This window comes from Terrisporobacter vanillatitrophus, from assembly GCF_051148895.1.
GTDB classification, from domain to species: Bacteria; Bacillota; Clostridia; order Peptostreptococcales; family Peptostreptococcaceae; genus Terrisporobacter; species Terrisporobacter vanillatitrophus.
This window is the reverse complement of sequence record NZ_CP154625.1, coordinates 1,895,820-1,919,336: the sequence shown is the minus strand read 5'-3', so window position 1 is coordinate 1,919,336 and position 23,517 is coordinate 1,895,820. Positions and strand designations below refer to the sequence as shown.

Sequence of the window (23,517 nt, the reverse complement as noted above, 5' to 3'; positions counted from 1 at the left end):
AAAAGGAATACCCCAAATAAGATTTGAAATATTCCTAATTATTATTGTCCATTCTCAACTATATTTACTTTACTTGTGATTAAATCAATATCTACATTACTCTTATTTTCCATATCATCATATGTATAACCCAAAATTTTAATATCGTAATGTGAATCATATAAAGAACTTATTATTTTGTCCTTTTGTTCTGGTTTTAAAATAGAATTATATATTATATGATCAACTCTTACTATTTCTTTATTTTTATCTATTTCTGCAACTTTCAAAACAATATTTCCTAGATTTTTATCTGATATATTTTCAATTTCTATAGTGAAATTTAAATCATTTTGCTTAGCTCTATTATTGTCTTTACTTATTGACATTACATCATAATTTTTACTATTTTCTAAATACTTATTATTCTCATATGTTTTTGTTTCATTATCCTTTAAATTTACAACCACGCTACAATCTTCTGCTATATATGTATAACCTGTAATTTCGATGGAGTCAGTATAATCTTTTGGTGTAAATTGCACCTGCATTATATCATTTGGACTTAATGTTATATCAATATCAATTTTAGAGTCAGATACAACATTATCATTCTTATCCAATTCATCATAAAATAATACTATTTGACTTAAATTCAATTTAGATATATTTTTTATCTTAGTCATGGCAGTAACATTATTTCCTGTTCTTTCTGATAAATTAGTAATTCTATTAGTATCAATTTGTAATGCTTTTGCATTACTACTATTTATAGTACCTGATTCGTATTCACTATATTTTGTTTCTTTAACACTTGTAATAATATTTATACCTATTATTAAAACTATTAATATAAGAATAAGTAAAATTGATTTTTTCATAATGTTATTCATATACTTGCACCTCATTTTCATTCTAATAGGTCATTTCTTAAAGAAGGTTCTTATATGCTTTCATAAAATCTTTTAAGGCCTGCGTTAAAACTTCTTTTTTATTATAAGATGAGTTACTACACAGTCTCTCAAAGTCTTCCCAAGTCTGTTTTTCTACTCTAATATTAACTGATTTAAAATCATTAATTTCTTCATTATCTAGTATAATATCTTTTTTATTAGATAATCTCTTAGGTCTAAAAACTTTATTATCTTTTACTTCTATGTACCAATCATAAACTTCACATAATTTATCTATGTCATCCTGACTAATATTTATTTTTTTATCCTTTTTAAGTATGGTTGATTTCTTCTTACTTACTTTTTCCTTTGTTTCTTTAGTTTTAGTTTTAGTTGTTTCTTTATTTTTAGTTGTTTCTTTTATATCATTTGTCTTTAACTTACTTTTTGAATTTTTTTTTGTATTATTCACACTGTCAAATGATAATTGTGACTCATCAATAGATTTTACATATATTCCCTTTTCTGATTTATATCCACTTTTATTTAAACTTCTTCTAAGTGTAGCAGGTTTTATTTCTAATTCTTTAGAAATATCTTCAAAGGACATATTTTGATTTTGATATTTTAGAAATAATTCTATTCTGTCTTTAGAATTCATAATTGCCTCCGTCATATTCCTTTTTTTATAATTGTACCATAAATTTCTTTCATCACATATATTTTTCAGCAAATCTACTACATAATATTATTTTTCTTCCCATTTCATATAAATAAAACTGCTACATTTACTACTAGAAATTTAGGATAGTGTTGGCCATGCTGGGCACACCACTATAAAAAGCAAGTGAAGTATTCACTTGCTTTAATCTCTTTTAATTATTATGGTTAAAATAAGGAATATAACACCAGTTAATACAATGGTACCACCAGGCTTTAATCCTATATAATATGATATTGTTAATCCTATGATTGTAAAAATTACAGCAAACAATATTGATAGCAATACTGTATATTTATAACTTTTTCCAAATTTCATTGCACAAGCAACTGGCACAACCATCATAGATGAAACTATTAATGCACCTACTGTTCTAGCCGCTATAGATACTGTAAAAGCTGTTAATATGGTAAAAATAAAGTTAACAGTCTTTATTGGTATACCCACAAGTCTTGCTCCTTCTTCATCAAAAGCAATATACATTAATTCTTTATATAATAATATAAAAGCAATTATAACTAATAAACTTATTCCTATTACCATAAATAATTCAAAATCTGTTATTGAAACAATACTACCAAATAAAAAACTATTAAATGATGCTGAATCTTTTACAAATCCTGATAACACACCAGCCAAACCAACTCCAGCTGACATAATAATTGCTATGGACATTTCCGAGTATTTAGGTATTTTTTTTCTTATAAATTCTATACTAAAGGCAGATGCCAAAGAAGCTATTACAGCTGCAAGTACAGGATTAATATTAAACACTAAACCTGCTGCAATACCTGCAAGAGATGAATGAGATAGTGCATCTCCTATCATAGATAATCTTTTTAAGACTACTATAATACCTATGCAAGGTACAATAATAGCAAGTAATATTCCTACAATAAATGCTCTCCTCATAAAATCATATTCAAAAATCATGTCTACACCTCATTCTCCTTACTCATTAAAGATATCTTATTATTTTCAACAACAAATATTTTATTTGTATATTTAGATATTTTTGCAAAGTCATGACTAACAATAACTATTGTTATTTTAGACTCTTTATTTAATTTTGCAAGAAGAGTATACAGTTGCTCTTCTGAAGCAGCATCAATACCTGTTGTTGGCTCATCCAAAATTATAATTTTAGGATCACTAACTAAAGCTTTTGCAATCATAACCCTTTGTTGTTGACCTCCAGATAAGTTACCTATTAACCTTTTTGAGTAGTCCTCCATATTCACAATTTTTAGAGCTTCTTTTACCTTTTGTTTATGTTCCTTTTTAGGGAATTTCATAAATCCAATCTTAGAGTATAAGTTTGCCATAACAATTTCTTCTACTGTAGCTGGAAAGTTTGCTCCACTAGATAGTGATATTTGCGGTACATACCCCATCTTATTTAAATTATTACTTTTATCTAAATCTTCATTAAATAATTTTATTTTTCCCTTTGATGGACTTAATTGTCCTATTAAAAGCTTCATAAGTGTACTTTTTCCACTACCATTACAACCAATAATACCGACAAAATCTCCTTCATCTATTGATAAAATAATATCTTGTAACACATTCTCCTTATTATAAGCAAAGGATACATTTTCAATAGATATTATATTTTTCATATATGCCTCCCAAATTTAGTATGAATTATTTCATTGATTCATACAATACTTCTAAATTTTTTTCCATTACACTAAAATAATCTTCACCATTGTTTATTTGTTTTTCACTTAAACCCTCTAATGGATTTAATACTTCTGTTTTAGCATTTATTTCTTTTGCTATTGTTTCAGCAACTTTTGGACTAACAAGTTCTTCAAAGAATATTGTTTTTACATTATTTTCTTTTGCAAATTTAATTATTTCACTCATTCTTGCAGGGTCTGGTTCACTATCAGGTGTTAATCCTTCTATTCCTTCTTGATTTATATCATAGTCTGAGCATAAATATCCAAAAGCTTCATGAGCAACTATTATTGTTTTATTTTTAATTGGATTCAAAGTATCAGAGTATTTTTTATCTAACTCATCAAATTTTTTGGCATATCTTTCATAATTTTCTTCATAATACTTTGTATTTTCAGAATCATACTTTACTAAAGCATCCTTAATATTTTCCATTTCCATTTTTGCATTTTTTATACTAAGCCATGTATGAGGATCCAAATCTCCGTGACTACTTTCATTCTTTTTATTACTACTAGCTTCTTTTCCTGCCTTATGTATGTCTAATCCTTCACTTGTTTTTACATATACAATATCTTTGTTTTCTATGGTATCTATAACTTTATCCGTCCAGTTTTCAATGCCTGCTCCATTGTAAATAAGCATATCTGCTTTTTCCAAATTTACAATATCACTCGTTGATATTTCCCAGTCATGAGGTTCTGTTCCTGCAGGCACTAAATTTGTTACCTCAACTTTATCTCCTCCAACTTTTTTAGTAAAATCATACAACGGATATATACTAGTATATATTTTTATCTTTCCTTGTGAACTTTCATCAGTTTTGTTTTCTTTACTACAACCTATTGTAAACAACATAGGTATAACTAATAGTAAGGATATTATTTTTTTCATATTCATTTCCAACTCCTTTTTAATTTATATGTTTAATAAGTTTATTTTGTAAATGATAACCCCTCTCATTTGCATTGCTAAATAAATAATACTACTTATATATATATTCGTCAAGTGCAAATCATATGCATTTATATTTTATTGACAAAGTCATATAATAAGTTTATCCTTTTCTTAGTATTACTATAAGAAACATATTATTTTTTATTTTTTAAGGATGTGAAAAGTATGAATAATGAAGACAATATTTTAAAATCAGCCAATTTAAAAACTACTAAAAAAAGAATGATAATACTTTCTGTATTAAATAGCTCCGATAGCCCTCTTACATCTGAAGATATATTAGAACAAGTTTCAAAGGAAGTTAATATAAATTTGTCTACTGTTTATAGGGCATTAAGTGCTCTAACTGAAAAAAATATCTTATTAAAACAATTGAGTAACGATGGGAAAACTTATTATCAAATTAATAATAGAGAACATAAACATCAATTAATATGTTCTTTATGCAATAAAGTTGTATTAGTAAGTTGTTGTCCTTTAAAAAAATTTGAAAATGATTTATGTGATGAAACAGGCTTCACAATCACTAGTCATAACTTAGAATTTACTGGCATCTGTCCTGAATGTGCTAAGAAAATATAACAAAAGTCCTATTCTAGACTTCATCTAGTTAATAGGACTTTTATTTTCTCTTTCACAACTACTTGTAATTAGAAATTTGATAATAAATTAAAAAACAGTATAAAAAAATTTATACTGTTTCTTTTATATTAAATATTTAATTTCTCAAAAATCTCTTTAACAGCTATTCTAGCTTTAGAAGTCTCTGGTAATTCAACTAATGGTTTTCTATTACAATCATATTCAAATATCATTTCATCCATAGGAACCACTCCAAGTAAATTTAAGTTAAATCTTTCAATTTCTCTTTTCACACCATCATTTAGCTCTCCATTAGGTGCTTTATTTACTATTAAAGATGTTCTTCCAACTCTTATTCCCATTTCTTTAGCTAAATCACTTATTCTTGCCACAGCTTCTATACTTCTAGCTGAACAATCACTTATTAGCAATAGATCATCTATTTCTCTAAGAGTTTTTCTACTTAAATGTTCCATGCCAGCTTCATTGTCCATAACTACATAATCATAGTGATTAGACATTAATTGAATTTGTCTTTTTAAGATAGAATTAACAAAACAATAACAACCTTCACCTTCTGATCTACCCATTACAAGTAAATCATATCCATTTCCCTCTTCAACAATAGAATTTAATTCATATTCCAAATATTGAGATTTAGTCATTCCACCTGGATATTGTTCTCTTTTTTGCTCCATTTGGTTTGCTTTTTCTTTTATCTCTCCTATTGTACCATTTAGTTCCATTCCTAATACATCATTTATATTAGAGTTTGCATCTGCGTCTACTACTAAAGTTTCACCCTTTTTTTCTTTAGTAAGATAATCAATAAGTATCCCTGTTAAACTTGTTTTTCCAGTACCACCTTTACCTGCAACTGCTATATTGTATGACATAGCTACTTTCCCCCTTATGCCTTTAGATTTATTTGTTAACTATCTATCTAAATTATAGCAAAGTTCTACCAAATTTAACATTTTTTTATAAAAAAAATTGGCTTTGCTAATTTTCTATTCTTAATATCCCAAAATCTTCTATACATTCATTTCTAATTCGTTTGTAAATTCTTTCTCTATTATGTCTAATATTTCTTTATTGCATTTATTATTTATTTTATTATAATTGTTTAATAATAATTTATTATCATAAGATGAATCACCACAAATATCTACGCCTATTATTTCATGTTTTCTACATATGCCCATATAAATTTTCTTTAATTCACTTAATGTAAAATTTCCTTGATCCCAATCAGTTTTAGCTTCTTTAGAATTTATAATATCTTTATCAATAGATATATATATAGGATAATTAATATAATTTTGGGAAAAATCTTCCCAATTATAATTTGTTTCAATAAACTCTTCACTAAAGCAAATTATTTTATCTCTATATTTTTCTTCAATAGAATTAATTTGTTTTTCCTTAGCTCCTATAATTATAACTTTTTGAATATATTTATTTTCATCCAATGTCTTTTTCACCCAACAACCACAAGACATTAGTTCCTTAAAAAATGAAGGTTGCATATCTGTATGATGATCAAATAAAACTAAAATAAATGGTTGCTTAATTTTTTCCAATATTAAATAAGAAACATAATGATAATTGCCAGAATCAATAAATTTCACCTTTGAATCATAAAATTTACTAAGTCTTTTCCGTATCATTTCTAAGGATTTTTCATCACAATATCTGCTAACATTTTTTAAGTCACTTAAATCAACTATTTCGTAATTTTTGTTTTTGTAAAAGTCTTGATTTTCATAAGTATTATTGAAATTTAATATACATATTTTTTCCATAAATACTTTCCCCCTTTATTCAGATATTTTTATCCTCAATTAGATTTTATTACATTTTATTGAAGTATTTGTCATGTTTTTTCTTAATTATTCTTACAAATAGTGTTCTAAATTGACAAAATATGATAGAATATCATTTATAATAAATTCCAAAATATTTATTATTAAATTCTTTGTTTAAATAAAAGGAGAGAAATATGAATAAAAAAATACTTAGTCTTATAATTGCTCTAAGTCTTCCATTAGCTTTTTTAGTTGGATGTAATAAATCTAAAGATGAGGAATTTGTAATGACTGAAGATACTACAGCTTTAGATGGAAGTGTGGAATACAGCGCAAAAACTTATAAAGATGCTTTTTATTCAACAGAAAATTATTCTGATGAATATTTACAAAATGAGTTTGAAACAATTGTAAAGGAAATCACTTCTAAAGAAGATAAAGAAGAATTAGTAGAATTATTAAAATCTTATTCTAGTGCACAAGATGGAAGTCTTAATATTGTAGAATCATATTTTGAAAAATACGGTAATCAAGGTGGAAATTCTCAAGACGTTACTTTAGATAGTAATGGAATGCATGAGATTTCATCTAGACTTTATAAAGCAACTTTAAATGCTACTAAGAAATACTATGATATTAATGATTTCTACATATACTATAAAAATCAGTTATCGGCTTCTTCAACTTCAAAAGATGATGATTTTGAAAATGAAGTTAAAATTACAACAATAAAAGAATACACTATTGCAAATATTTATAAAAATGCTTACAATGATTCATTTATTTCTAAACTAATAACTTCAATTGAGAATACTTCAAGTAGTGATGAAGCTGTAAATGATACAACTGAAAATGTTGTTAAACCAGAAACAAATGAACCTGTTGTTGATAATAGCAATACTAATAATAATTCTTCTAATACAGATGATTCAGACGATACTTATCCTGAATACCTAGAATTATCTGAAGCTGTAAAAAGTCAAATATATGATGCAGGAGTAAATGCTGCTATAGAATATATAGGTCAAAACATTTCTACATCATCATCAAGCTATTGTAGAGAAATATACGATGCTTTAGAAAATGACAATCCACTTGGTAAAAGCAAAGAAGAAGGATATGAATCTTTCTTACAAGGATTTAAAACTACATTAGAAAACAATAACGTTGAGTTCAAATAATAGAAAAACTATGCATTTTTATATGCATAGTTTTTTTATATTTTTTTATTTTTATGATTTATGTATTTTATACAATTTTCTATTATAATATTTATAAGGGGGGTGTTAACTTGAAAAAAGATACCCGAAGGGATTGCACACTAAATAACTCCCTTTAAATATTAAAAAAAATAAAAACGGAGTTTGTGGAAAATTGATTTACTGGTTAATTATCATGTAATTCCAAGTGATTCTTCAACTTGTGTTTGAACTACAAATCCTTGAGTTTGTAGATATTTAATCATCCTATCTATAGATTTAGTTTGATTTACACAATCACTTAAGTAAGAATCGTATAATGAAGAATTAAATTCTTTATTATTTAGTAACATATTGTAACAACAAGTAAGTAGCATTCTTGAAATAGCTATTATAGCTCTCTTATGTCCACGTCTTTTTTTAATAGATTCATATCTATATTTAAAGTAAGGACATGATTTATCTTTAATAGCTGCATTGGCACATTGAACAAGCAAAGGTTTTAAATATAAACCGGCACGACTTATACGAACACTTTTCTTTTTTCCTGCACTTTCATTGTTCTGAGGCGTTAATCCTGCCCAAGAACAAAGGTGCTTTGATGTATCAAATTTAGACATATCAACACCTATTTCAGAAATTATGCCTACGGCAGACTTAGGTGTAATTCCTGGTACGGAAGAAAGTAAAGATATTTGATCCTGGTAGTCTGAAGAAATGATAGAAATTACATTATCTAGTTGGGTCAAACAATTATTTATATAGTCAAAATGGTTAAATGAAACTCTCATTTTGCTTGATTGCTCTTTAGATATATTGCCTTGCATAGATAGATTTATTTCTTCAGCTTTAGGTAGTAGTCTAGCATGAAGAAATTCAGTATAATCAATATTCAGCTTTTCGGGATGATCCAATGCATATTTAATAATAGCTGAAGAAGATTTACCAAATGTATCAGATACAACGCTAGAAATCATTAAGTTAGATACAGTTAATGAATTTTGAATTCTGTTTTTTTCACTAGAACGAAAATTAACTAATTTACTTCTGTATCTCATTAAATCTCTAAGTTCTCTGATTTGTTTTGGAGGAATAAAACTCCCCCTAACTAGACCATGCTTGTGTAAATCTGTAATCCATAAAGAATCACGTTTATCAGTTTTTTTACCAGGAATATTTTTTATAAATTTAGGATTTGCAAGTGTAATATTACAAGTATCTTCAAGAATGTTATAGATTGGTAACCAGTATTTACCGGTACTTTCCATGCATATTTCAGTACAATTGTTACTTAATAACCAGTTTTTGAATTCAATTAAATTATGGGTAAATGTTTGAAAGTTTTTAGTTTTATATGTTGTGATATTTTTAGAATTAGTAGAAGCAATTGTAGCTACTATAAATTTTTTGTGAACATCAATACCACAACATACTGGATGAACAATTTTAAGCATTTTATCACCTTAAATAAAAAATTAAGTAAGTAAACATTGACTGAATATCCTAGTTTTTTAACGGTCTTTGCTAAAACAAAGATTAACTTACGTGCTCATGGCACAATTATTTGTACTTAGATAGATATTCGGCACAAGTTTTTATGCGGATTTGCCGATAGGCACTTTTCTCACTTACCCCGCCGTGCTCTGTAGTATATTTACTTACTTATTAGATTTATTAACGAAAAATGTATGTATTATACCATTTTTCATCCAATTTTGTGCCTTGAGCACAGCGAAAGGAATGATAGTTTTTATGAATTTTGGAGATAGAGTATTATATAAAAACGACAATAATATATCAAGAGGCGTTTTTATAAAAGAACTAAACCAAGTAGAAGTATTAATAAAGCTAGATGATAAAAAAGAAAAAAGTATAGTTTCAAAGAATGATGTTAAATTTGTAAGCAATATGGATCATATGGATTTAAATCATGCAATAGCCGTAGCAGATTATATCTCAAAAGAAAAATATGATGGTCACTTCACTCTTCTTTGTTTTACATCAGAATGTAAGTTTTGCTTTGGAACACTGGATAAAATCAATTATAATACAACAAGTTTAATGGCTTCAGGAAAAACAATTGAAGATGCTATAAAAATAGCCATTGACAAAAAAATAGATGCTGACAAAATTTTAGATAATGAAGATAAAATGTATAAATAAAGCTACATAGTTTAATTTTCAAAAATAATCCATTAATCAATATTTAATGGATTATTTTTTTTATTTGTTTTATATTATAATTAAAAATAAATCAAGGAGAATTCATAATGAAATTTATAAAATCATCATTTATTCCAAATAAAAAAATAAGTTTAGCATTAATTGATAATAGGGCATGTAAAGATATTATTAATAATCTAAATAAACTTAATATAAATTTAATTAAAACTATAAAATGTAATGAAACTTATAATGCCATAAGTTACCACCCTGATATATGCGTTGTTAAATTAAATGATAATAATATTTTAGTAGCTCCAAATGTATATGATTATTACTATGAAAATTTAACACCCTTAGGATTTAATGTAATTAAAGGTAACTTACCTATAGGTAGCAAATATCCTAATAATATTCAATATAACCTTGTTATATTAGGAAATAAAGTAATTCATAATTTTAAATATACAGATAGTATTCTACTAGATTATATTGAAAAAAATAATATGGAAAAAATTAACGTTAAACAGGGCTATTGTAAGTGCTCCACATGTATAGTTGACGAAAATTCAATTATTACTTCTGATGAAGGAATTTATAAGGAAGTTACTAAGCATAATATTGATTGTCTATTAATTGATAAGGGCCACATAGATTTGTTTGAATTAAACTATGGTTTTATTGGAGGATGTAGTGGCTTAATAAGCGATGATACTCTTGCATTCTTTGGAAATATACAAAATCATCCAAATTTTCAAGAGATCAAAAGCTTTGTTTCAATGCGAAATAAAAAAATAATTTCTCTTAAAGAAGACAAACTTACTGATTTAGGTTCTTTAATTCCCTTACTTTAGATAAGTTTAGCTTTAATATTATAGTAACAAATATAAAAAAGGCACATTTTATTAAATATGCCTTTCTTTTATTTATAATTTATATATTCACTATCTTTGTTGCTATTTTTTCTCCAAAGGAAGTATCATGCTCTACAAATAACATAGTTGGATTTTCACTAAGTATTAAATCTTCTATTTGCATGCGAGAAATAACATCTATAAAGTTTAGTGGCTCATCCCAAATATATAATTGTGCCTTTTCACATAAACTTTTGCTTATAAGCAGTTTTTTCTTTTGTCCCTCGCTCCACTCATTAATATCTTTTTCAAATTGAATATTATTAAATCCTAATTTCACCAATGTTCTTTTAATAGACTCTGCATCTATATTTAACGATTTTGCAAAATCATTAAGATTACCTTTTAAATAAGATGTATCTTGAGAAATATATGATATATTATCTACTTTTTTTATATATCCATCATGGGAAATATTTTCACCCATTATTAATTTAATAATGCTTGATTTTCCAGATCCATTTTTTCCACATAACCAAACTCTTTCTCCAGGTTTTATATTAAAACTTACATCCTTAAATATATCCTCTTCTCCATAGTTAACTTTTAAGTTATGAACTTCTAATACATCTATATTTGATAACTTTGATTTCAATAAGTCCAACTTTTCAGCCACATCTAAATTTTTTAGTAGTTTTGATTTTTCTTCTATGGCCTTATTTTGCCTTGTTTCTATACACTTGGCTCTTTTCATCATTTTTGCTGATTTATGTCCTATAAAACCTCTATCACAAGGACCATTACCCTTCTTTTTTGATTCAATTTCATAAGACCAATTTGATTTTTGTTTTGCTGTCTTTTGTAATCTTTGTATATCTTTTTGTAGCTTTTCATTTTGAGCTTTTTCAAACTCATCTTCTCTATCTTTATTAAATTGATAAGTTGAAAAATTACCCTTTTGTATTTCTATATTTGCTTTGTTAATAGAAAGTATATGATCAACTACTGTATCTAAAAAAGTTCTGTCATGGGACACTACTATAAATCCTTTTTTACTTGCTAAGTATTTTGCCACAATTTCTCTTCCGTCTACATCTAAATGGTTTGTTGGCTCATCTATTAATAAAAAATGATTTTTTCTTAAAAATAAGCCTACTAAAAGTAGCTTTGTCTGCTCACCTGAACTTAATGTAGTAAAATTTCTAGTAAGTATACTTTTATCCAAACCAATCAAATTTACTTCTTTTTCAATTAATTCATTTATAATATATCCATCATTATAAATATATTTTTCTAAAATTTCTCCGTAAATATCTAGTCTTTCTGGTAAATTACAATACTTTTCCATATCTTTTTCATATTTAGAAAATGGAGCTATAGAATTTCTTACAACTTCCAAGGCCGTATCATTTTTGTTACCCCCTTTGATTGGAAAGTATTCAAATTTAACCGTGCTACTAATTGTTCCACTGTATTCATACTCACTCATTAGAAGTTTTAAAAAAGTTGTTTTTCCTCTACCATTTCTACCAATTAGACCTAGTTTCCAATCAGTATCTATACTAAATGATACATTTTTGAATATATCCTCTCCGTGTGTATCATATTGAAAACTCAAATTATTAATATTTATTTGTGCTATGACAATCATCTCCTCACAAGGAAAATTAATTTATATATAATTACATAAAAAAATCTTCCTCAAATTTAAGTATTTTTCTACCTTAAATCAAGAAAGACATAATTCTTCTAAGTATTTACGCACAGAAATAAAGCTATTCTTAGCTTGTGTTTCAGGTAATTAGAGTACTTTAATATTAATCTTATCCTCAATTTAAAGTAGTTTTAGGCTCAATAAATAGAGTATTTGTAAACACTCTAAAAAACCTATTAAACTATATATTTTGAATAAGATTATTTTCTCACTTTACCTGATCACCTCCGTTATTTAATGTAATCATTATATATCCATATAACTAAATAGTCAAATTTTATTTTGTATTTAGTTGTAATATATTTAATTTTTGTTATATAATATATAGAACAAATATATTATAGTTTGGAGTGATAAAATGATATTAAATTTGGATTTTAACAGTGATGTTCCCATATATACACAGATTCAAGAAGAAATAATAAAATCAATTGCCAGTGGTGATTTGAAGATCAATGAATCTCTACCTTCTGTTAGAAATATGGCTGAGGAAATCGGAGTAAACCTTCATACAGTAAATAAATCTTATAATTTACTTAAAGATGAAGGCTATATTAATATTGATAGAAGAAAAGGTGCTATGGTAAATACGTTGCCATTACCTAAAAAAGAAGATAATACAGAAAAAATAAAATCTATGCTTGAACTTTTGACTGCACAGAGCTACCTTTTAGGTATATCCAAAGAAGAATTTATAGATTTTAGCAATAAATTCTTTGAAAATTATGAGGTGAAAAATTATGAATAGTACCATGGCAATTATTATAAATATCCCCACATTATTTTTGTTGTATATAATGATATATTTCACTCAAGCTTTAAGTGGAAAAAGACAGTTTTATGGTATTAGTTTAAATAGTGATTACTTTACTAAAGAAGAATTTAAATCTTTAGACAAGAAATTTAAATTACTTGTTAGCCTAGGATTTATTGTATTTGCAATAATTACATTAGTATGTATTTATGTATTTAAAGCTTATGAACTTTCTTCTATTTTTCCCATATTAGCTTTTTGTTTATATCAGTTTGGTGTATTTTTGTATATCCATAATAAGGTAAAAGCTTTAAAACAAGATTTATCAATAGAAATAAAAGATTTAGAATTAGAAAAAACTCGTTTAGTATTAGACACAGATTTTATTAATGAAAAAAATAGAATTATAAAAAAATATTCCATACTATTTATAATTCCTGTAGTTGTTACTGTACTAATGGGAATTTATACTCTTACTCAATATAATTCTATGCCTGACATTATTCCTACTCATTGGGGTATAACTGGTGAGGCTGATGCTTTTTCAAAAAAATCTTTGGTATCTGTACTTGGTCCCATAATTATGAGTGTTGGCGTAGGAATTATTATTTGTATTAGTGCTATATACTCTCTAAAAACTAGAGGTAAATTAAATACTGATAATATTGCAGAAAGTAAAAAACTTCATTTAAATTACTTAAAGAAATTTGCTCTTACTTTTTTCGTAATAAATTTATCTTGTCAGATTTTATTTATTACTATATTAATTGCTACTGCTAATGCAAGCGGCGTTAATGTTTTTGTAATGTGGCCTTGTACAATATCACTAATTGTAGCTGCAATTTATCAAATATATTTATATTATAAATCACCTAGTAAATCTAAGTCTGCTGTTTATTCAGTAGATGATGACGATAATAATTGGTTATTAGGTACTTTTTATAATAATCCTAATGATCCTTCTTTATTTGTGCAAAAAAGATTTGGTGTTGGATGGACTGTAAATATAGGAAATACTAAAGGAAAAGTATTATTTGTTTCACCTTTTATAATAATATTATTTGTGCTTTATATAGCATTTAATATGTAAATAAAATGGAGTAATGTAAATTAATTTTACATTACTCCATTTTTTAATAGAGATTATTACTTTTTTATCAATTATTTAAATTTATATCTCTAATTAAAATAATATGGGAGACCAAAATAATTGCGTAAATATATGAATAAACATATGAGAAATTATTGCATATTCTAATCCCTTCTTCCAATATAAATATCCGAAGAAAATTCCAGGTATTCCGTTTAAGATTAACATTCTAAGTATTACTGCCATATCAACAATCCCAAAGATTGACATAGTCATTGGTAAATGCCCTATAGCAAACAAAATTGCTGCTATGAATATGGATATGAAATAAATGCTATTAGGTATATTAGTTTTATCTTTTTTTCTTGCAAAGACTTTATATAATATAAATACTATGAAAGATAAAGTAAATAATCTAAGTAATACTTCTTCTGCAATTCCTCCGTAAATTATTCCTGATAATAAATAGATTATGTCAAATTTATACATAGAATCATTAATCTCTGGTATATATACTGACCATAAAAATTTTTCACTTAGCATCATTAATGTAGCACATAAAAACGATATTCCTATTGCAATTGCTAAACTCTTTTTATTTATTCTATATCTATTTTCACCTTGTGAATAAGCCCATCCTAAAATACCTTTATTAAAGTTAGTTGCTCTTGCTAGTTTTAAACCTAAGAAGCTAGCTATAAAAATTAGTACAACCGATTGTAAAAAGCTTATAAGAAGTATGACATCTTTAGACATTCCGTTTATTTCACTTGGTACTAAATTACTTTGATATAACAATACAAATATAGTGCCTATGGAACATAATAAAGTTATAATTAAACTTATTTTAAGATCCTTTTTATTTAAACTCTTATTTTTCATAATTCTCTTTTCCAAAATAGTCACCTCTTTCCCCTAATATTTAAAGGTTTCTAAACATCTTAACACCTTTAGTTTTTAATATACTATACAATAAGAAAACTCCTATAAGTGTTATTATATCTCCTATAATTAAGAATAAATTAACATCATTTATTTTAAATATATATCCTATACCACAAAGAGCTGCTAAATATAATACATTTGAAATCATAGTAATTATTACACTTGCTCCTCTTTTTACTACTGCCACATCACTTGTAAATTCAAGTTTTGGATATAATAAATTTATTATTATTCCTAATGTTGCACTAAATATGGCAAGTAATATAATAGCAACTATTATGAGTAAAGTAGTTTTTAAAGCAAAATTTAATTTAAAAGATAAAGCTATAAATGAAATAACTGATATAGGTATAGTTAAAATTAGATTTAATAAAATTTTACTTTTGAAAATATCCATTTCTTCAATAGGTGAAGATTTTAATATCCATAAATTTTTTCCTTCTAAAGAAATTGATACACATGTTGTATTAGTAAGCATTAAACAAAATAATGTAATTCCTAAAATTTGAAGTAATATTATATCCTTAAATATATTTATTTCTAATATTTGAGCTATTTTATCATATCCAACAAATAATATTGCTATTGTAAAAATAGGCAACATTATCATACCTATAGATGAATTCATTACATAAATATTTGATGAAAAAAATCTTTTTGTTTCTTTATTAAGTAATGCTTTTACATGGCTAGATGACTTTAATTCTTTAAATTTGTAATCATTAGTTTTATAAGTTTCACTTAATTTGCTGTTGATTTTATTAAAATTCTTTGCAAATAAAAACACTAGTAAACTTATTGGTATAACTGAAACTATGATAAAGATTAATAAAGATACTATATTTCCACCTTTTAGCGCATCTACAAAATAGTATGCTGGAGGATATAATTTCTCCGTAGCATCTATAATAGAAGTACTATTTTGTATAATAGTAGTCATTACGTTTTGTAAATTAAAAGATAAAATCAGTACAATTACTACTAATGATAAGTTTAATATAATTGATACTAAATTACTTTTTTTAGTTTTTGTTGAAATATTAGTAATAAAAAATGCCACTATAGAAGAAAATGTAATTGGTATTAAAGGCGCTACTAAAGTTAAAATTATTAAAAATGGAAAATATAATACACTAGTTTCAACTTTAATAAAATATACAACTCCTGGTACTATTAAAAATGCTGTTACAAATAAATAATTACTTATAATAAGTGTTAATATTTTACTACCTAAAATTGTTCTTTCTTTTATTGGCAGACTTGATAACATCTCATAATCTTTACTTTGAAAAAGATATGATGATGACTTATACAAAGAAGTAAAAAATGTTGTTATACTGCATCCCACAATTCCTAATATAAGAAGTAACTCCATTTGGTTTATTTTCATTAAGAAATCAGATAAATAAAAACATGCTATAAATCCATAAACAGATAAGATAACTATGGTAAAAAGTATTAATAAAGCCATTCCAAAAGCTTTTAATTTTTCTTTTTTATCAGCGTATTTTAATTTATTAATTCCACTTTCATTTATTAAATTATTTTTCATTAACAAAGCTAAATTACTCATTATCAATCATCTCCATAAATATATTCTCAAGTGATTTATCACCTTTAACTTTTTGTGTTTCTCCATAAGTTACTAATTTCCCATCTTTAATTATGGCAATTTTATCACAGATTTTTTCTGCTACTTCTAATACATGTGTAGAGAAAAATATACAACCACCATTTTTGCAAAATTCCTTCATAATTTCTTTTAAAGTAAATGCTGCTTTAGGATCTAGCCCCACAAAAGGCTCATCTAATATTAATATTTTAGGACTGTGTATTAATGCTGATATAATAGCTAACTTTTGTTTCATTCCATGAGAATAAGATGAAATTAAATCTCCTAAAGCCTTATCTATTTCAAATTCCTTTGAGTAATATTTTATTTTTTCTTCTCTTTCATTTTTCTCTACTCTAAATATATCTGCAATAAAATTTAAATATCCTATTCCAGTAAGTGATTCATATAAATCTGGATTATCAGGAATATATGCTATTTGTTTTTTACATTCTATTGGATATTTTTTTATGGATTTTGAGTTAATTAATATGTCTCCTTCTTCAAAGTTGTGTATTCCAACTATAGACTTAATTGTAGTTGTTTTACCTGCTCCATTATGTCCTATAAATCCAAATATTTCTCCTTCTTTAACTTCCATAGATATATTATCTATGGCCTTTTTATTTTTATATGATTTAGTTAAATTTATTATTTTTAACATTCTATCTCCCTCTTTATATATTTTATAGTTTTTCTATCTGTTATATATAATATATAACAGATAACATATTTGTGCAATATTTTTATAATATTTTTGAATTCCAAAAAATCATAATTCAAATATTTCACTTTTTTGTTCTTATATTTTGTATGCAATATTAAATGCTACACTTCCTATTCTCAAATTTATAAACTATAATTATAGTTAAATACAAAAAATTATTACTAATTGGAGGAATATGTATTGGAATCACTTACTATTTATCTAATCGTTTGTCCACTTGTCTTTCTTGGTGGATTTGTTGATTCAATTGCTGGTGGTGGTGGATTTATTTCACTTCCTGCTTATATGATGTCTGGTCTACCTGTGCATATGGCAATTGGAACAAACAAATTAAGTTCAGCCATGGGAACTTCCCTTGCTACATATAGATTTGCAAAAAAAGGGTATATTAATTTAAAAACAGCCCTATACTGTGCTGCTTGTGCCTTAATTGGATCTATGATGGGTGCAAAAACAGCCTTGTTAATTGATGCTAAAATTTTCAAGTTAATTATGCTTGTTATTTTACCAATAACGGGTTTATATGTTATTTTTAATAAAAGTTTACAGAGAAATAAAAATGAATACAATGAGGATGATTTTTCATATAAGAAAACTTTGATTATAGGTATGACTGTGGCTTTGTTTATAGGTTTTTATGATGGTTTTTATGGACCTGGTACTGGAACTTTTTTAATGATAGCTTTAACTAGTTTTGCTCATATGACTTTAAATGAGTCTGCTGGTATTACTAAAGTTATTAACTTGACTACTAATATAACTAGTTTATGCGTTTTTCTTTTAAATGGAAAAGTAATGCTAAGCGTAGGCCTTATTGCAGGTTTCTTTGGAATTGCAGGAAATTATGTTGGCACTAATCTATTTTCAGATAAGGGAGTTAAAATTGTAAAGCCTCTTATGATTATAGTTTTATCTATATTTTTTATAAAGCTTCTTCTTGAAGTAATATAACAAAATAAAGTGGGTATCATTTCTGATCCCACTTTATTTATACATATTCTAAAGATTAACACATTCCTTCTCTTTTTCAATCTATAATCCTACCTATAATATAATTATTATTGCTTTATTACAAATATAAAAATTACAATATAAGTTTGTAGGAATTTTCTTTAAGCCATTTTTCACTTTTTCTAAAATCCGGTAATATTTCTTCTACAAGATTATAAAAATCCTTTGAGTGATTCATATGAGCTAAGTGTGAAAATTCATGAACTATAATATAATCTATTACATCAACTTTTGCCATGGAAATTCTTGAATTAATATAAATAGTTTTTTTAGATGTACAACTTCCCCATCTTTTCTTTTGTTCTTTAATTTTAATTATATTAGGGACTAGCTTATTCATCATAGGCTTCTTATTTTTTAATACTTCAAGCCTTTTTAAAACTATTTTTTCACTTTCTATTTTGTACCATTTTTTAAGTTCCTTTTTAATATACTCACCTTCATTATTGTTAGTAGTAATAATTAAGTTTTTCTCCTTTATGTCTATATAACAGTAATTCTTTTTATTGTTTTGAGTGTTTTTATCTTCAACTATTTTTAGTTTATATTCCTCTCCTAAGTAGTAGAAAATCTCATCATTTACATATTTTCTTTCCTTAAAGCTTTCATCTACATTTTCAAATTTATCTAAAGTCTTCATTATCCAAGATGATTTTTCTTCAAGTACTTTTTTAAAAAATGAAATAGATACAGATCTTGGACTAATTATTTCTATAGTATTTTTAGGAATTATTCTAATTGAAATATTTTTTCTTTTTCTATATTCAACTTTAACACCTATATTTTCTTCTTTATATAAAAAACTAATGGTGTTATTTTTATTATCTAAAAGTACTTTATATTCTTCTCTCATTTTCATCTCCCAAGCTATATATTTATCTCACAGTGCATATGATTTCTCACATCTTCACCTTTTACAGTATAACTTTGTCCTTTTGAACAAAATATGGAATTGGATGTATAAAGCTTATCACTATTTTTATCGTAATTTCTGTTTTTTAGAACTTCTTCACTATTGTGGCATTGATCATATCCATCATAGTTAAAAGTAATTCGCCCTCTTCCTTTAGTAAATGATATTAGCTCTAGTGGATAATCCATAAACTCACTTACAGGGCCTCTTCCACTTATTATTGACTTATTGTTACTAGAATCTTTAATATTAAAGCTTCCACTCATTTTTTGAATATCTGAAATTACTCTTCCCAAATAATCATTATCTATTTCTATTTTAAATTTATAATAAGGCTCTAATAATATGTTCTTCACTTGTTCTAAGCCTTGTCTTAAGGCTCTAAAGGTAGCTTGTCTAAAGTCTCCACCTTCAGTATGCTTATTATGCTCTTTTCCAGTTAAAAGAGTTATTTTTACATCTGTAAGTTCATAACCACCAAGTATACCTCTATGGCTTCTTTCAAATATATGAGTTTTTACTAAATTTTGATGACCTATAGTAATACTATCCACATGTGCTAAGCTTTCAAAACTTATTCCACTATTTCTTTTATCTGGTTCAATTTTTAGCACAATTTCTGCATAATGTCTTAATGGTTCAAAGTGACCTATGCCTATAGCTGTATCTTTTATAGTTTCTTTATATAGAATTTCACAAGGCCCAAAATCCACATTTAAATTAAATCGTTCTAAAACTATTTCTTTTAAAACTTCCAGTTGGATTTTACCCATTATATTTATCTTGATTTCTCTAAGTTCTTCACTATATATAGGATTTAGTGAAATTTCTTCTTCACCTAAAATTTTAAAATATGAGTAAACATCTTTAATATTTACATTTTCATCAAATAATACTTTTGTACTAAGTGTTGGTACAATAAAATTGCTACCTTCAGTATTTAATTTAGTAAGACTGTCCTCTTCCTTACTTGAAATTACAAACCTGGAAGGATAGGTTTCACTTAGTCCTTTTATGGCTACTATTTCACCAGCAAAAGCTTCATCTCTATTTATAAATTTATCTCCCTTATAAATTCTTATTTCATTTACTTTTTCTCTTAATATATTTTTTTGCCCCATGTAGCATAGTTCATCTTTAATTTTCAACTTACCTGATATAATTTTTATAAATGTTAGTCTTTGTTTGTTTTCTTCAGTTTTTATTTTATATACTTTTCCAGTAAAACTTTTACTCTCATCATATTTTGTTTCACTTAAACATTCCAATACTTCTAAAAGATTGTCTATATTGTCATCAAAGAGAGCTGAACCAAATACACAAGGATAAATATTACAACTATTAAATAAATATTTGATTTTCTCAAACCATAAATCATATTCATAATTCTCATCTAAAAATCTTTCTAATAATTCTTCATCTTTTTCTGCAATAAATTCTATTAATTCTTCGCTCATATTATTATTTAGTTCTTTTGTAAAATCAAAAATATTCTTAGATAAATTTTCTTTTAAACTTATATTTATCTCATCTTTATTAGATATATCTCTATCCATTTTATTTACAAAAATAATAGTTGGAATATTATGTTCTCTTAAATAATTGAATATAGTTTCACTATGGGACTGAACTTTCTCCACACCACTTACTATTAATATCGCATAATCTAACATCTTCAAACTTCTCTCCATTTCAGGACTAAAATCCACATGTCCAGGAGTATCTATTAAGTAATAATTTGAGTCTTTGTAGTTAAAGTAGCCTTCCTTAGAAAATACAGTAATCCCTCTTTGTCTTTCTATATGATTGTTATCAAAGTATGAATCTTTATGATCCACCCTTCCCCTTTTTCTTATAGAATTTGTATGATAAAGTATTTGTTCACATAAAGTAGTTTTTCCGCTATCCACATGAGCTAAAATACCAATTATTTTATTCATCTTACACCTCATTTTGTCATAATATATAAACTTATCTTATCATATTGCATAAGTATTAGTAAAATAGATTACAAATAAAAATGTCTGGTATATACACTCCATCTGCTTATAGAAAAGCCATTCTATCAATGAAAAATCAAGTCTATTAGCATAATCTTTAGAATATAATCTATAAATATTTACTTTCAATTACATACAAAACTATTTTTTTAATTAAAGACGTTGATTTATCAGCGTCTTTAAATAATTTAATATTCTAAAGGTAGGTGAAAAAATGTACAACCTAGATTTAAATATAGTGAGTACTTTAATATTATCCATTGTATTATATTTATTTGGTAATTTTCTTACTAATAAAATCTACATCCTTAATAAATTATGTATTCCTTCTCCCGTTGTAGGTGGTCTCACATTTTCATTATTAGTTTTTATTTTAGAGTATTTTAAGTTAATAAATATATCCATGAATACTCTTCTTATGCCTTATTTTATGTCCTTTTTTTTCACCATAGTAGGATTAAATGTCAGTTTTAAATTATTAAAAAAAGGAGGAAGAGTTTTAATTATTTATTGGCTGTTATGTGCTATTTTAGGATTTTCTCAAAATATTATAGCCTTTGTTTCATCAAAGCTTCTAGATATAAATCCTCTTTTAGCTTTAATGTGTGGCAATATATCTATGGAAGGTGGACATGGTTATTCTTTGGCTTTTGGGAGAACGTTAGAAACTTTAGGTGTAACTAATGCTTGTAGCGTAGGCTTTGCTTCTGCTACTTTAGGTTTAATTATGGGTGGAATAATTGGAGGTCCTGTCGCTAAGTTTTTAATTGAAAAATATAATTTAAAATCTTCATATGTACATAAAAAAAATAATACTTCTGTAATAAAAAACAATACTTCTATTTTAGACATTAATGACACTTTATTCTTTGAACAAATTTTAATTGTTTTAGTTTCCATGAGCATTGGTAATGTTTTAGCAAATATTATTAATGTATATTTTCATATAGTTATACCAAGTATTGTGGGATGTATTTTTATTGCTGTATTATTTAGAAATTTTAATGATAAAGCTGAAATTATGATAATGGATTTTAAGCTGCTAAACTTTTTACAAGATTTATCCCTTGGAATGTTTTTGACTATGGCCCTTATGAGTATTGACTTTTTTACTTTATCTAGTTTATTTGGACCTATAATTTTTATAGTAATCTGTCAAGTAATATTCATTGTTATATTTACTACTACACTTGCTTTTAAAGCCCTGGGAAAAAATTATGATGCTGCCGTAATGATAAGTGGTATGTTAGGTCATGGACTGGGAGCAACTCCTAATGCTTTGGCTAATATGGGCTCAGTAACAAATAAATATGGATATAGTCAAAGTGCCTACTTAGTAGTTCCCTTAGTTGCAGCTTTTTTGTTGGATATTTTCAGTATTCCATGCATTTTATTTTTTATTAATATTCTTACATAAACAAAACTTCATAAAAAATCTTATTGTATCATTTATAATTTTTTTGGTGATTAACTTTATTTTTAATTATAAGATACCTTAAATTATCATATTTGTATTAAATTTATAAAAAATATCATAATAATAATAGTAAAGTAAATATTATGAAGGAGGTACATTATGAATAGCAATTTAAATTGCCTTGTTTCAAATTGTGCTTATAATAAATCTGGTTATTGTTACGCTTCACATATAAAAGTAGAAGGTTTTGAGGCCACTGTTACTCCAGAAACTTACTGTGAAAGTTTCATAAATAAAGCAGAGGCTAATTTTACAAGTACTGTAAGTGATAATAATCTTACTAATACTCAAAACATTTCTTGCAGTGCAAAAAACTGTACATATAATATTCAAGGCGCTTGTAATGCAAGCCACGTTCTTATTAATATGAAAAATGCAGTTTGTGATACATTTAGACTAAAACATTAATATGCAAAAAAGAGAGGTTACCCT

23 protein-coding genes are annotated in these 23,517 nt (G+C 25.8%); 9 read left to right on the top strand and 14 right to left on the bottom strand.

What is annotated here, in order from left to right:
* Window positions 1–41: 41 nt before the first annotated feature.
* The 5 genes from TVTCOM_RS09690 to TVTCOM_RS09670 all read right to left on the bottom strand — a co-directional run bounded on the left by TVTCOM_RS09690 (window position 42) and on the right by TVTCOM_RS09670 (window position 4,173).
* Window positions 42–872, bottom strand: a complete 831-nt coding sequence (locus TVTCOM_RS09690) for a hypothetical protein (protein ID WP_434799614.1) — start codon at window positions 870–872, stop codon at window positions 42–44.
* Between the two features lie 37 nt (window positions 873–909).
* Window positions 910–1,533, bottom strand: coding sequence for a DNA-binding protein (locus TVTCOM_RS09685; RefSeq protein WP_434799613.1), 624 nt, complete (start codon window positions 1,531–1,533; stop codon window positions 910–912).
* 204 nt (window positions 1,534–1,737) lie between these two features.
* Window positions 1,738–2,505, bottom strand: coding sequence for a metal ABC transporter permease (locus TVTCOM_RS09680; RefSeq protein ID WP_434799612.1), 768 nt, complete (start codon window positions 2,503–2,505; stop codon window positions 1,738–1,740).
* 23 nt (window positions 2,506–2,528) lie between these two features.
* Window positions 2,529–3,215, bottom strand: coding sequence for a metal ABC transporter ATP-binding protein (locus tag TVTCOM_RS09675; RefSeq protein WP_434799611.1), 687 nt, complete (start codon window positions 3,213–3,215; stop codon window positions 2,529–2,531).
* A gap of 25 nt (window positions 3,216–3,240) precedes the next feature.
* Window positions 3,241–4,173, bottom strand: coding sequence for a metal ABC transporter substrate-binding protein (locus TVTCOM_RS09670; protein WP_434799732.1), 933 nt, complete (start codon window positions 4,171–4,173; stop codon window positions 3,241–3,243).
* A gap of 228 nt (window positions 4,174–4,401) precedes the next feature.
* Here TVTCOM_RS09670 and TVTCOM_RS09665 point away from each other — a divergent pair, with 228 nt between their 5' ends.
* A complete protein-coding gene (locus TVTCOM_RS09665) occupies window positions 4,402–4,818 on the top strand; it encodes a Fur family transcriptional regulator (RefSeq protein ID WP_434799610.1) in 417 nt (138 codons plus the stop codon).
* A 128-nt stretch (window positions 4,819–4,946) separates the two neighbouring features.
* Here TVTCOM_RS09665 and TVTCOM_RS09660 read toward each other — a convergent pair whose 3' ends face one another.
* Both TVTCOM_RS09660 and TVTCOM_RS09655 read right to left on the bottom strand, forming a co-directional pair.
* Complete coding sequence (locus TVTCOM_RS09660; RefSeq protein ID WP_434799609.1) at window positions 4,947–5,714, bottom strand: AAA family ATPase; 768 nt, start codon at window positions 5,712–5,714, stop codon at window positions 4,947–4,949.
* A 138-nt stretch (window positions 5,715–5,852) separates the two neighbouring features.
* The gene (locus TVTCOM_RS09655; RefSeq protein ID WP_434799608.1) at window positions 5,853–6,623 is read right to left on the bottom strand and encodes an arginase family protein; all 771 of its coding nucleotides are present in this window, start codon (window positions 6,621–6,623) and stop codon (window positions 5,853–5,855) included.
* Between the two features lie 197 nt (window positions 6,624–6,820).
* Here TVTCOM_RS09655 and TVTCOM_RS09650 point away from each other — a divergent pair, with 197 nt between their 5' ends.
* Window positions 6,821–7,807, top strand: a complete 987-nt coding sequence (locus TVTCOM_RS09650) for a hypothetical protein (protein ID WP_434799607.1) — start codon at window positions 6,821–6,823, stop codon at window positions 7,805–7,807.
* Window positions 7,808–8,019: 212 nt separating this feature from the next.
* Here the strand turns inward: TVTCOM_RS09650 and TVTCOM_RS09645 are convergent, their stop codons facing one another.
* Window positions 8,020–9,279 (bottom strand): IS110 family transposase, encoded by a 1,260-nt coding sequence (locus TVTCOM_RS09645; RefSeq protein WP_434796464.1) that lies wholly within the window; start codon window positions 9,277–9,279, stop codon window positions 8,020–8,022.
* Window positions 9,280–9,547: 268 nt separating this feature from the next.
* On the opposite strand from TVTCOM_RS09645, the gene TVTCOM_RS09640 reads away from it, so the two are divergent.
* Together TVTCOM_RS09640 and TVTCOM_RS09635 are read left to right on the top strand one after the other, a co-directional pair.
* A complete protein-coding gene (locus TVTCOM_RS09640; RefSeq protein ID WP_434799606.1) occupies window positions 9,548–9,988 on the top strand; it encodes a hypothetical protein in 441 nt (146 codons plus the stop codon).
* 107 nt (window positions 9,989–10,095) lie between these two features.
* Window positions 10,096–10,842: a DUF6873 family GME fold protein gene (locus tag TVTCOM_RS09635; protein ID WP_434799605.1), complete on the top strand. Its 747-nt coding sequence runs from the start codon at window positions 10,096–10,098 to the stop codon at window positions 10,840–10,842.
* A 79-nt stretch (window positions 10,843–10,921) separates the two neighbouring features.
* On the opposite strand, the gene abc-f is transcribed toward TVTCOM_RS09635, so the two are convergent.
* A complete protein-coding gene (gene abc-f, locus TVTCOM_RS09630; RefSeq protein ID WP_434799604.1) occupies window positions 10,922–12,460 on the bottom strand; it encodes a ribosomal protection-like ABC-F family protein in 1,539 nt (512 codons plus the stop codon).
* 454 nt (window positions 12,461–12,914) lie between these two features.
* On the opposite strand from abc-f, the gene TVTCOM_RS09625 reads away from it, so the two are divergent.
* Window positions 12,915–13,304, top strand: a complete 390-nt coding sequence (locus tag TVTCOM_RS09625; protein WP_434799603.1) for a GntR family transcriptional regulator — start codon at window positions 12,915–12,917, stop codon at window positions 13,302–13,304.
* Complete coding sequence (locus TVTCOM_RS09620) at window positions 13,297–14,400, top strand: DUF1648 domain-containing protein (protein WP_434799602.1); 1,104 nt, start codon at window positions 13,297–13,299, stop codon at window positions 14,398–14,400. Before TVTCOM_RS09625 ends, TVTCOM_RS09620 begins: the two co-directional genes overlap by 8 nt.
* Window positions 14,401–14,493: 93 nt before the next feature.
* Here the strand turns inward: TVTCOM_RS09620 and TVTCOM_RS09615 are convergent, their stop codons facing one another.
* Genes TVTCOM_RS09615 through TVTCOM_RS09605 form a run of 3 tightly spaced genes read right to left on the bottom strand, consistent with a single transcriptional unit; the run spans window position 14,494 to window position 17,621 of the window.
* Window positions 14,494–15,282, bottom strand: coding sequence for a CPBP family intramembrane glutamic endopeptidase (locus TVTCOM_RS09615; RefSeq protein WP_434799601.1), 789 nt, complete (start codon window positions 15,280–15,282; stop codon window positions 14,494–14,496).
* A 40-nt stretch (window positions 15,283–15,322) separates the two neighbouring features.
* On the bottom strand, window positions 15,323–16,918 hold the full coding sequence (locus TVTCOM_RS09610) for a putative ABC transporter permease subunit (RefSeq protein ID WP_434799600.1): 1,596 nt from the start codon (window positions 16,916–16,918) through the stop codon (window positions 15,323–15,325).
* The gene (locus tag TVTCOM_RS09605) at window positions 16,911–17,621 is read right to left on the bottom strand and encodes an ABC transporter ATP-binding protein (protein WP_434799599.1); all 711 of its coding nucleotides are present in this window, start codon (window positions 17,619–17,621) and stop codon (window positions 16,911–16,913) included. The genes TVTCOM_RS09610 and TVTCOM_RS09605 overlap by 8 nt, the downstream gene beginning before the upstream one ends.
* Before the next feature lie 243 nt (window positions 17,622–17,864).
* Between TVTCOM_RS09605 and TVTCOM_RS09600 the strand changes: the two genes are divergently transcribed.
* On the top strand, window positions 17,865–18,635 hold the full coding sequence (locus TVTCOM_RS09600; RefSeq protein WP_434799598.1) for a sulfite exporter TauE/SafE family protein: 771 nt from the start codon (window positions 17,865–17,867) through the stop codon (window positions 18,633–18,635).
* A 133-nt stretch (window positions 18,636–18,768) separates the two neighbouring features.
* Here the strand turns inward: TVTCOM_RS09600 and TVTCOM_RS09595 are convergent, their stop codons facing one another.
* Both TVTCOM_RS09595 and TVTCOM_RS09590 read right to left on the bottom strand, forming a co-directional pair.
* Window positions 18,769–19,548 (bottom strand): M48 family metallopeptidase, encoded by a 780-nt coding sequence (locus tag TVTCOM_RS09595; protein ID WP_434799597.1) that lies wholly within the window; start codon window positions 19,546–19,548, stop codon window positions 18,769–18,771.
* A gap of 14 nt (window positions 19,549–19,562) precedes the next feature.
* Complete coding sequence (locus tag TVTCOM_RS09590; protein WP_434799596.1) at window positions 19,563–21,548, bottom strand: GTP-binding protein; 1,986 nt, start codon at window positions 21,546–21,548, stop codon at window positions 19,563–19,565.
* A 298-nt stretch (window positions 21,549–21,846) separates the two neighbouring features.
* Between TVTCOM_RS09590 and TVTCOM_RS09585 the strand changes: the two genes are divergently transcribed.
* Together TVTCOM_RS09585 and TVTCOM_RS09580 are read left to right on the top strand one after the other, a co-directional pair.
* A complete protein-coding gene (locus tag TVTCOM_RS09585) occupies window positions 21,847–23,025 on the top strand; it encodes a sodium/glutamate symporter (protein ID WP_434799595.1) in 1,179 nt (392 codons plus the stop codon).
* 159 nt (window positions 23,026–23,184) lie between these two features.
* Window positions 23,185–23,493, top strand: coding sequence for a DUF1540 domain-containing protein (locus tag TVTCOM_RS09580; RefSeq protein WP_434799594.1), 309 nt, complete (start codon window positions 23,185–23,187; stop codon window positions 23,491–23,493).
* Window positions 23,494–23,517 lie beyond the last annotated feature (24 nt).

Excerpts from the sequence above, each read along its gene's own strand:
- TVTCOM_RS09690 (WP_434799614.1), bottom strand. The coding sequence starts at position 872 with ATGAATAACATTATGAAAAAATCAATTTTACTTATTCTTATATTAATA.
- TVTCOM_RS09685 (WP_434799613.1), bottom strand. The coding sequence starts at position 1,533 with ATGAATTCTAAAGACAGAATAGAATTATTTCTAAAATATCAAAATCAA.
- TVTCOM_RS09680 (WP_434799612.1), bottom strand. The coding sequence starts at position 2,505 with ATGAGGAGAGCATTTATTGTAGGAATATTACTTGCTATTATTGTACCT.
- TVTCOM_RS09675 (WP_434799611.1), bottom strand. The coding sequence starts at position 3,215 with ATGAAAAATATAATATCTATTGAAAATGTATCCTTTGCTTATAATAAG.
- TVTCOM_RS09670 (WP_434799732.1), bottom strand. The coding sequence starts at position 4,173 with ATGAAAAAAATAATATCCTTACTATTAGTTATACCTATGTTGTTTACA.
- TVTCOM_RS09665 (WP_434799610.1), top strand. The coding sequence starts at position 4,402 with ATGAATAATGAAGACAATATTTTAAAATCAGCCAATTTAAAAACTACT.
- TVTCOM_RS09660 (WP_434799609.1), bottom strand. The coding sequence starts at position 5,714 with ATGTCATACAATATAGCAGTTGCAGGTAAAGGTGGTACTGGAAAAACA.
- TVTCOM_RS09655 (WP_434799608.1), bottom strand. The coding sequence starts at position 6,623 with ATGGAAAAAATATGTATATTAAATTTCAATAATACTTATGAAAATCAA.
- TVTCOM_RS09650 (WP_434799607.1), top strand. The coding sequence starts at position 6,821 with ATGAATAAAAAAATACTTAGTCTTATAATTGCTCTAAGTCTTCCATTA.
- TVTCOM_RS09645 (WP_434796464.1), bottom strand. The coding sequence starts at position 9,279 with ATGCTTAAAATTGTTCATCCAGTATGTTGTGGTATTGATGTTCACAAA.
- TVTCOM_RS09635 (WP_434799605.1), top strand. The coding sequence starts at position 10,096 with ATGAAATTTATAAAATCATCATTTATTCCAAATAAAAAAATAAGTTTA.
- TVTCOM_RS09625 (WP_434799603.1), top strand. The coding sequence starts at position 12,915 with ATGATATTAAATTTGGATTTTAACAGTGATGTTCCCATATATACACAG.
- TVTCOM_RS09620 (WP_434799602.1), top strand. The coding sequence starts at position 13,297 with ATGAATAGTACCATGGCAATTATTATAAATATCCCCACATTATTTTTG.
- TVTCOM_RS09615 (WP_434799601.1), bottom strand. The coding sequence starts at position 15,282 with ATGAAAAATAAGAGTTTAAATAAAAAGGATCTTAAAATAAGTTTAATT.
- TVTCOM_RS09610 (WP_434799600.1), bottom strand. The coding sequence starts at position 16,918 with ATGAGTAATTTAGCTTTGTTAATGAAAAATAATTTAATAAATGAAAGT.
- TVTCOM_RS09605 (WP_434799599.1), bottom strand. The coding sequence starts at position 17,621 with ATGTTAAAAATAATAAATTTAACTAAATCATATAAAAATAAAAAGGCC.
- TVTCOM_RS09595 (WP_434799597.1), bottom strand. The coding sequence starts at position 19,548 with ATGAGAGAAGAATATAAAGTACTTTTAGATAATAAAAATAACACCATT.
- TVTCOM_RS09590 (WP_434799596.1), bottom strand. The coding sequence starts at position 21,548 with ATGAATAAAATAATTGGTATTTTAGCTCATGTGGATAGCGGAAAAACT.
- TVTCOM_RS09580 (WP_434799594.1), top strand. The coding sequence starts at position 23,185 with ATGAATAGCAATTTAAATTGCCTTGTTTCAAATTGTGCTTATAATAAA.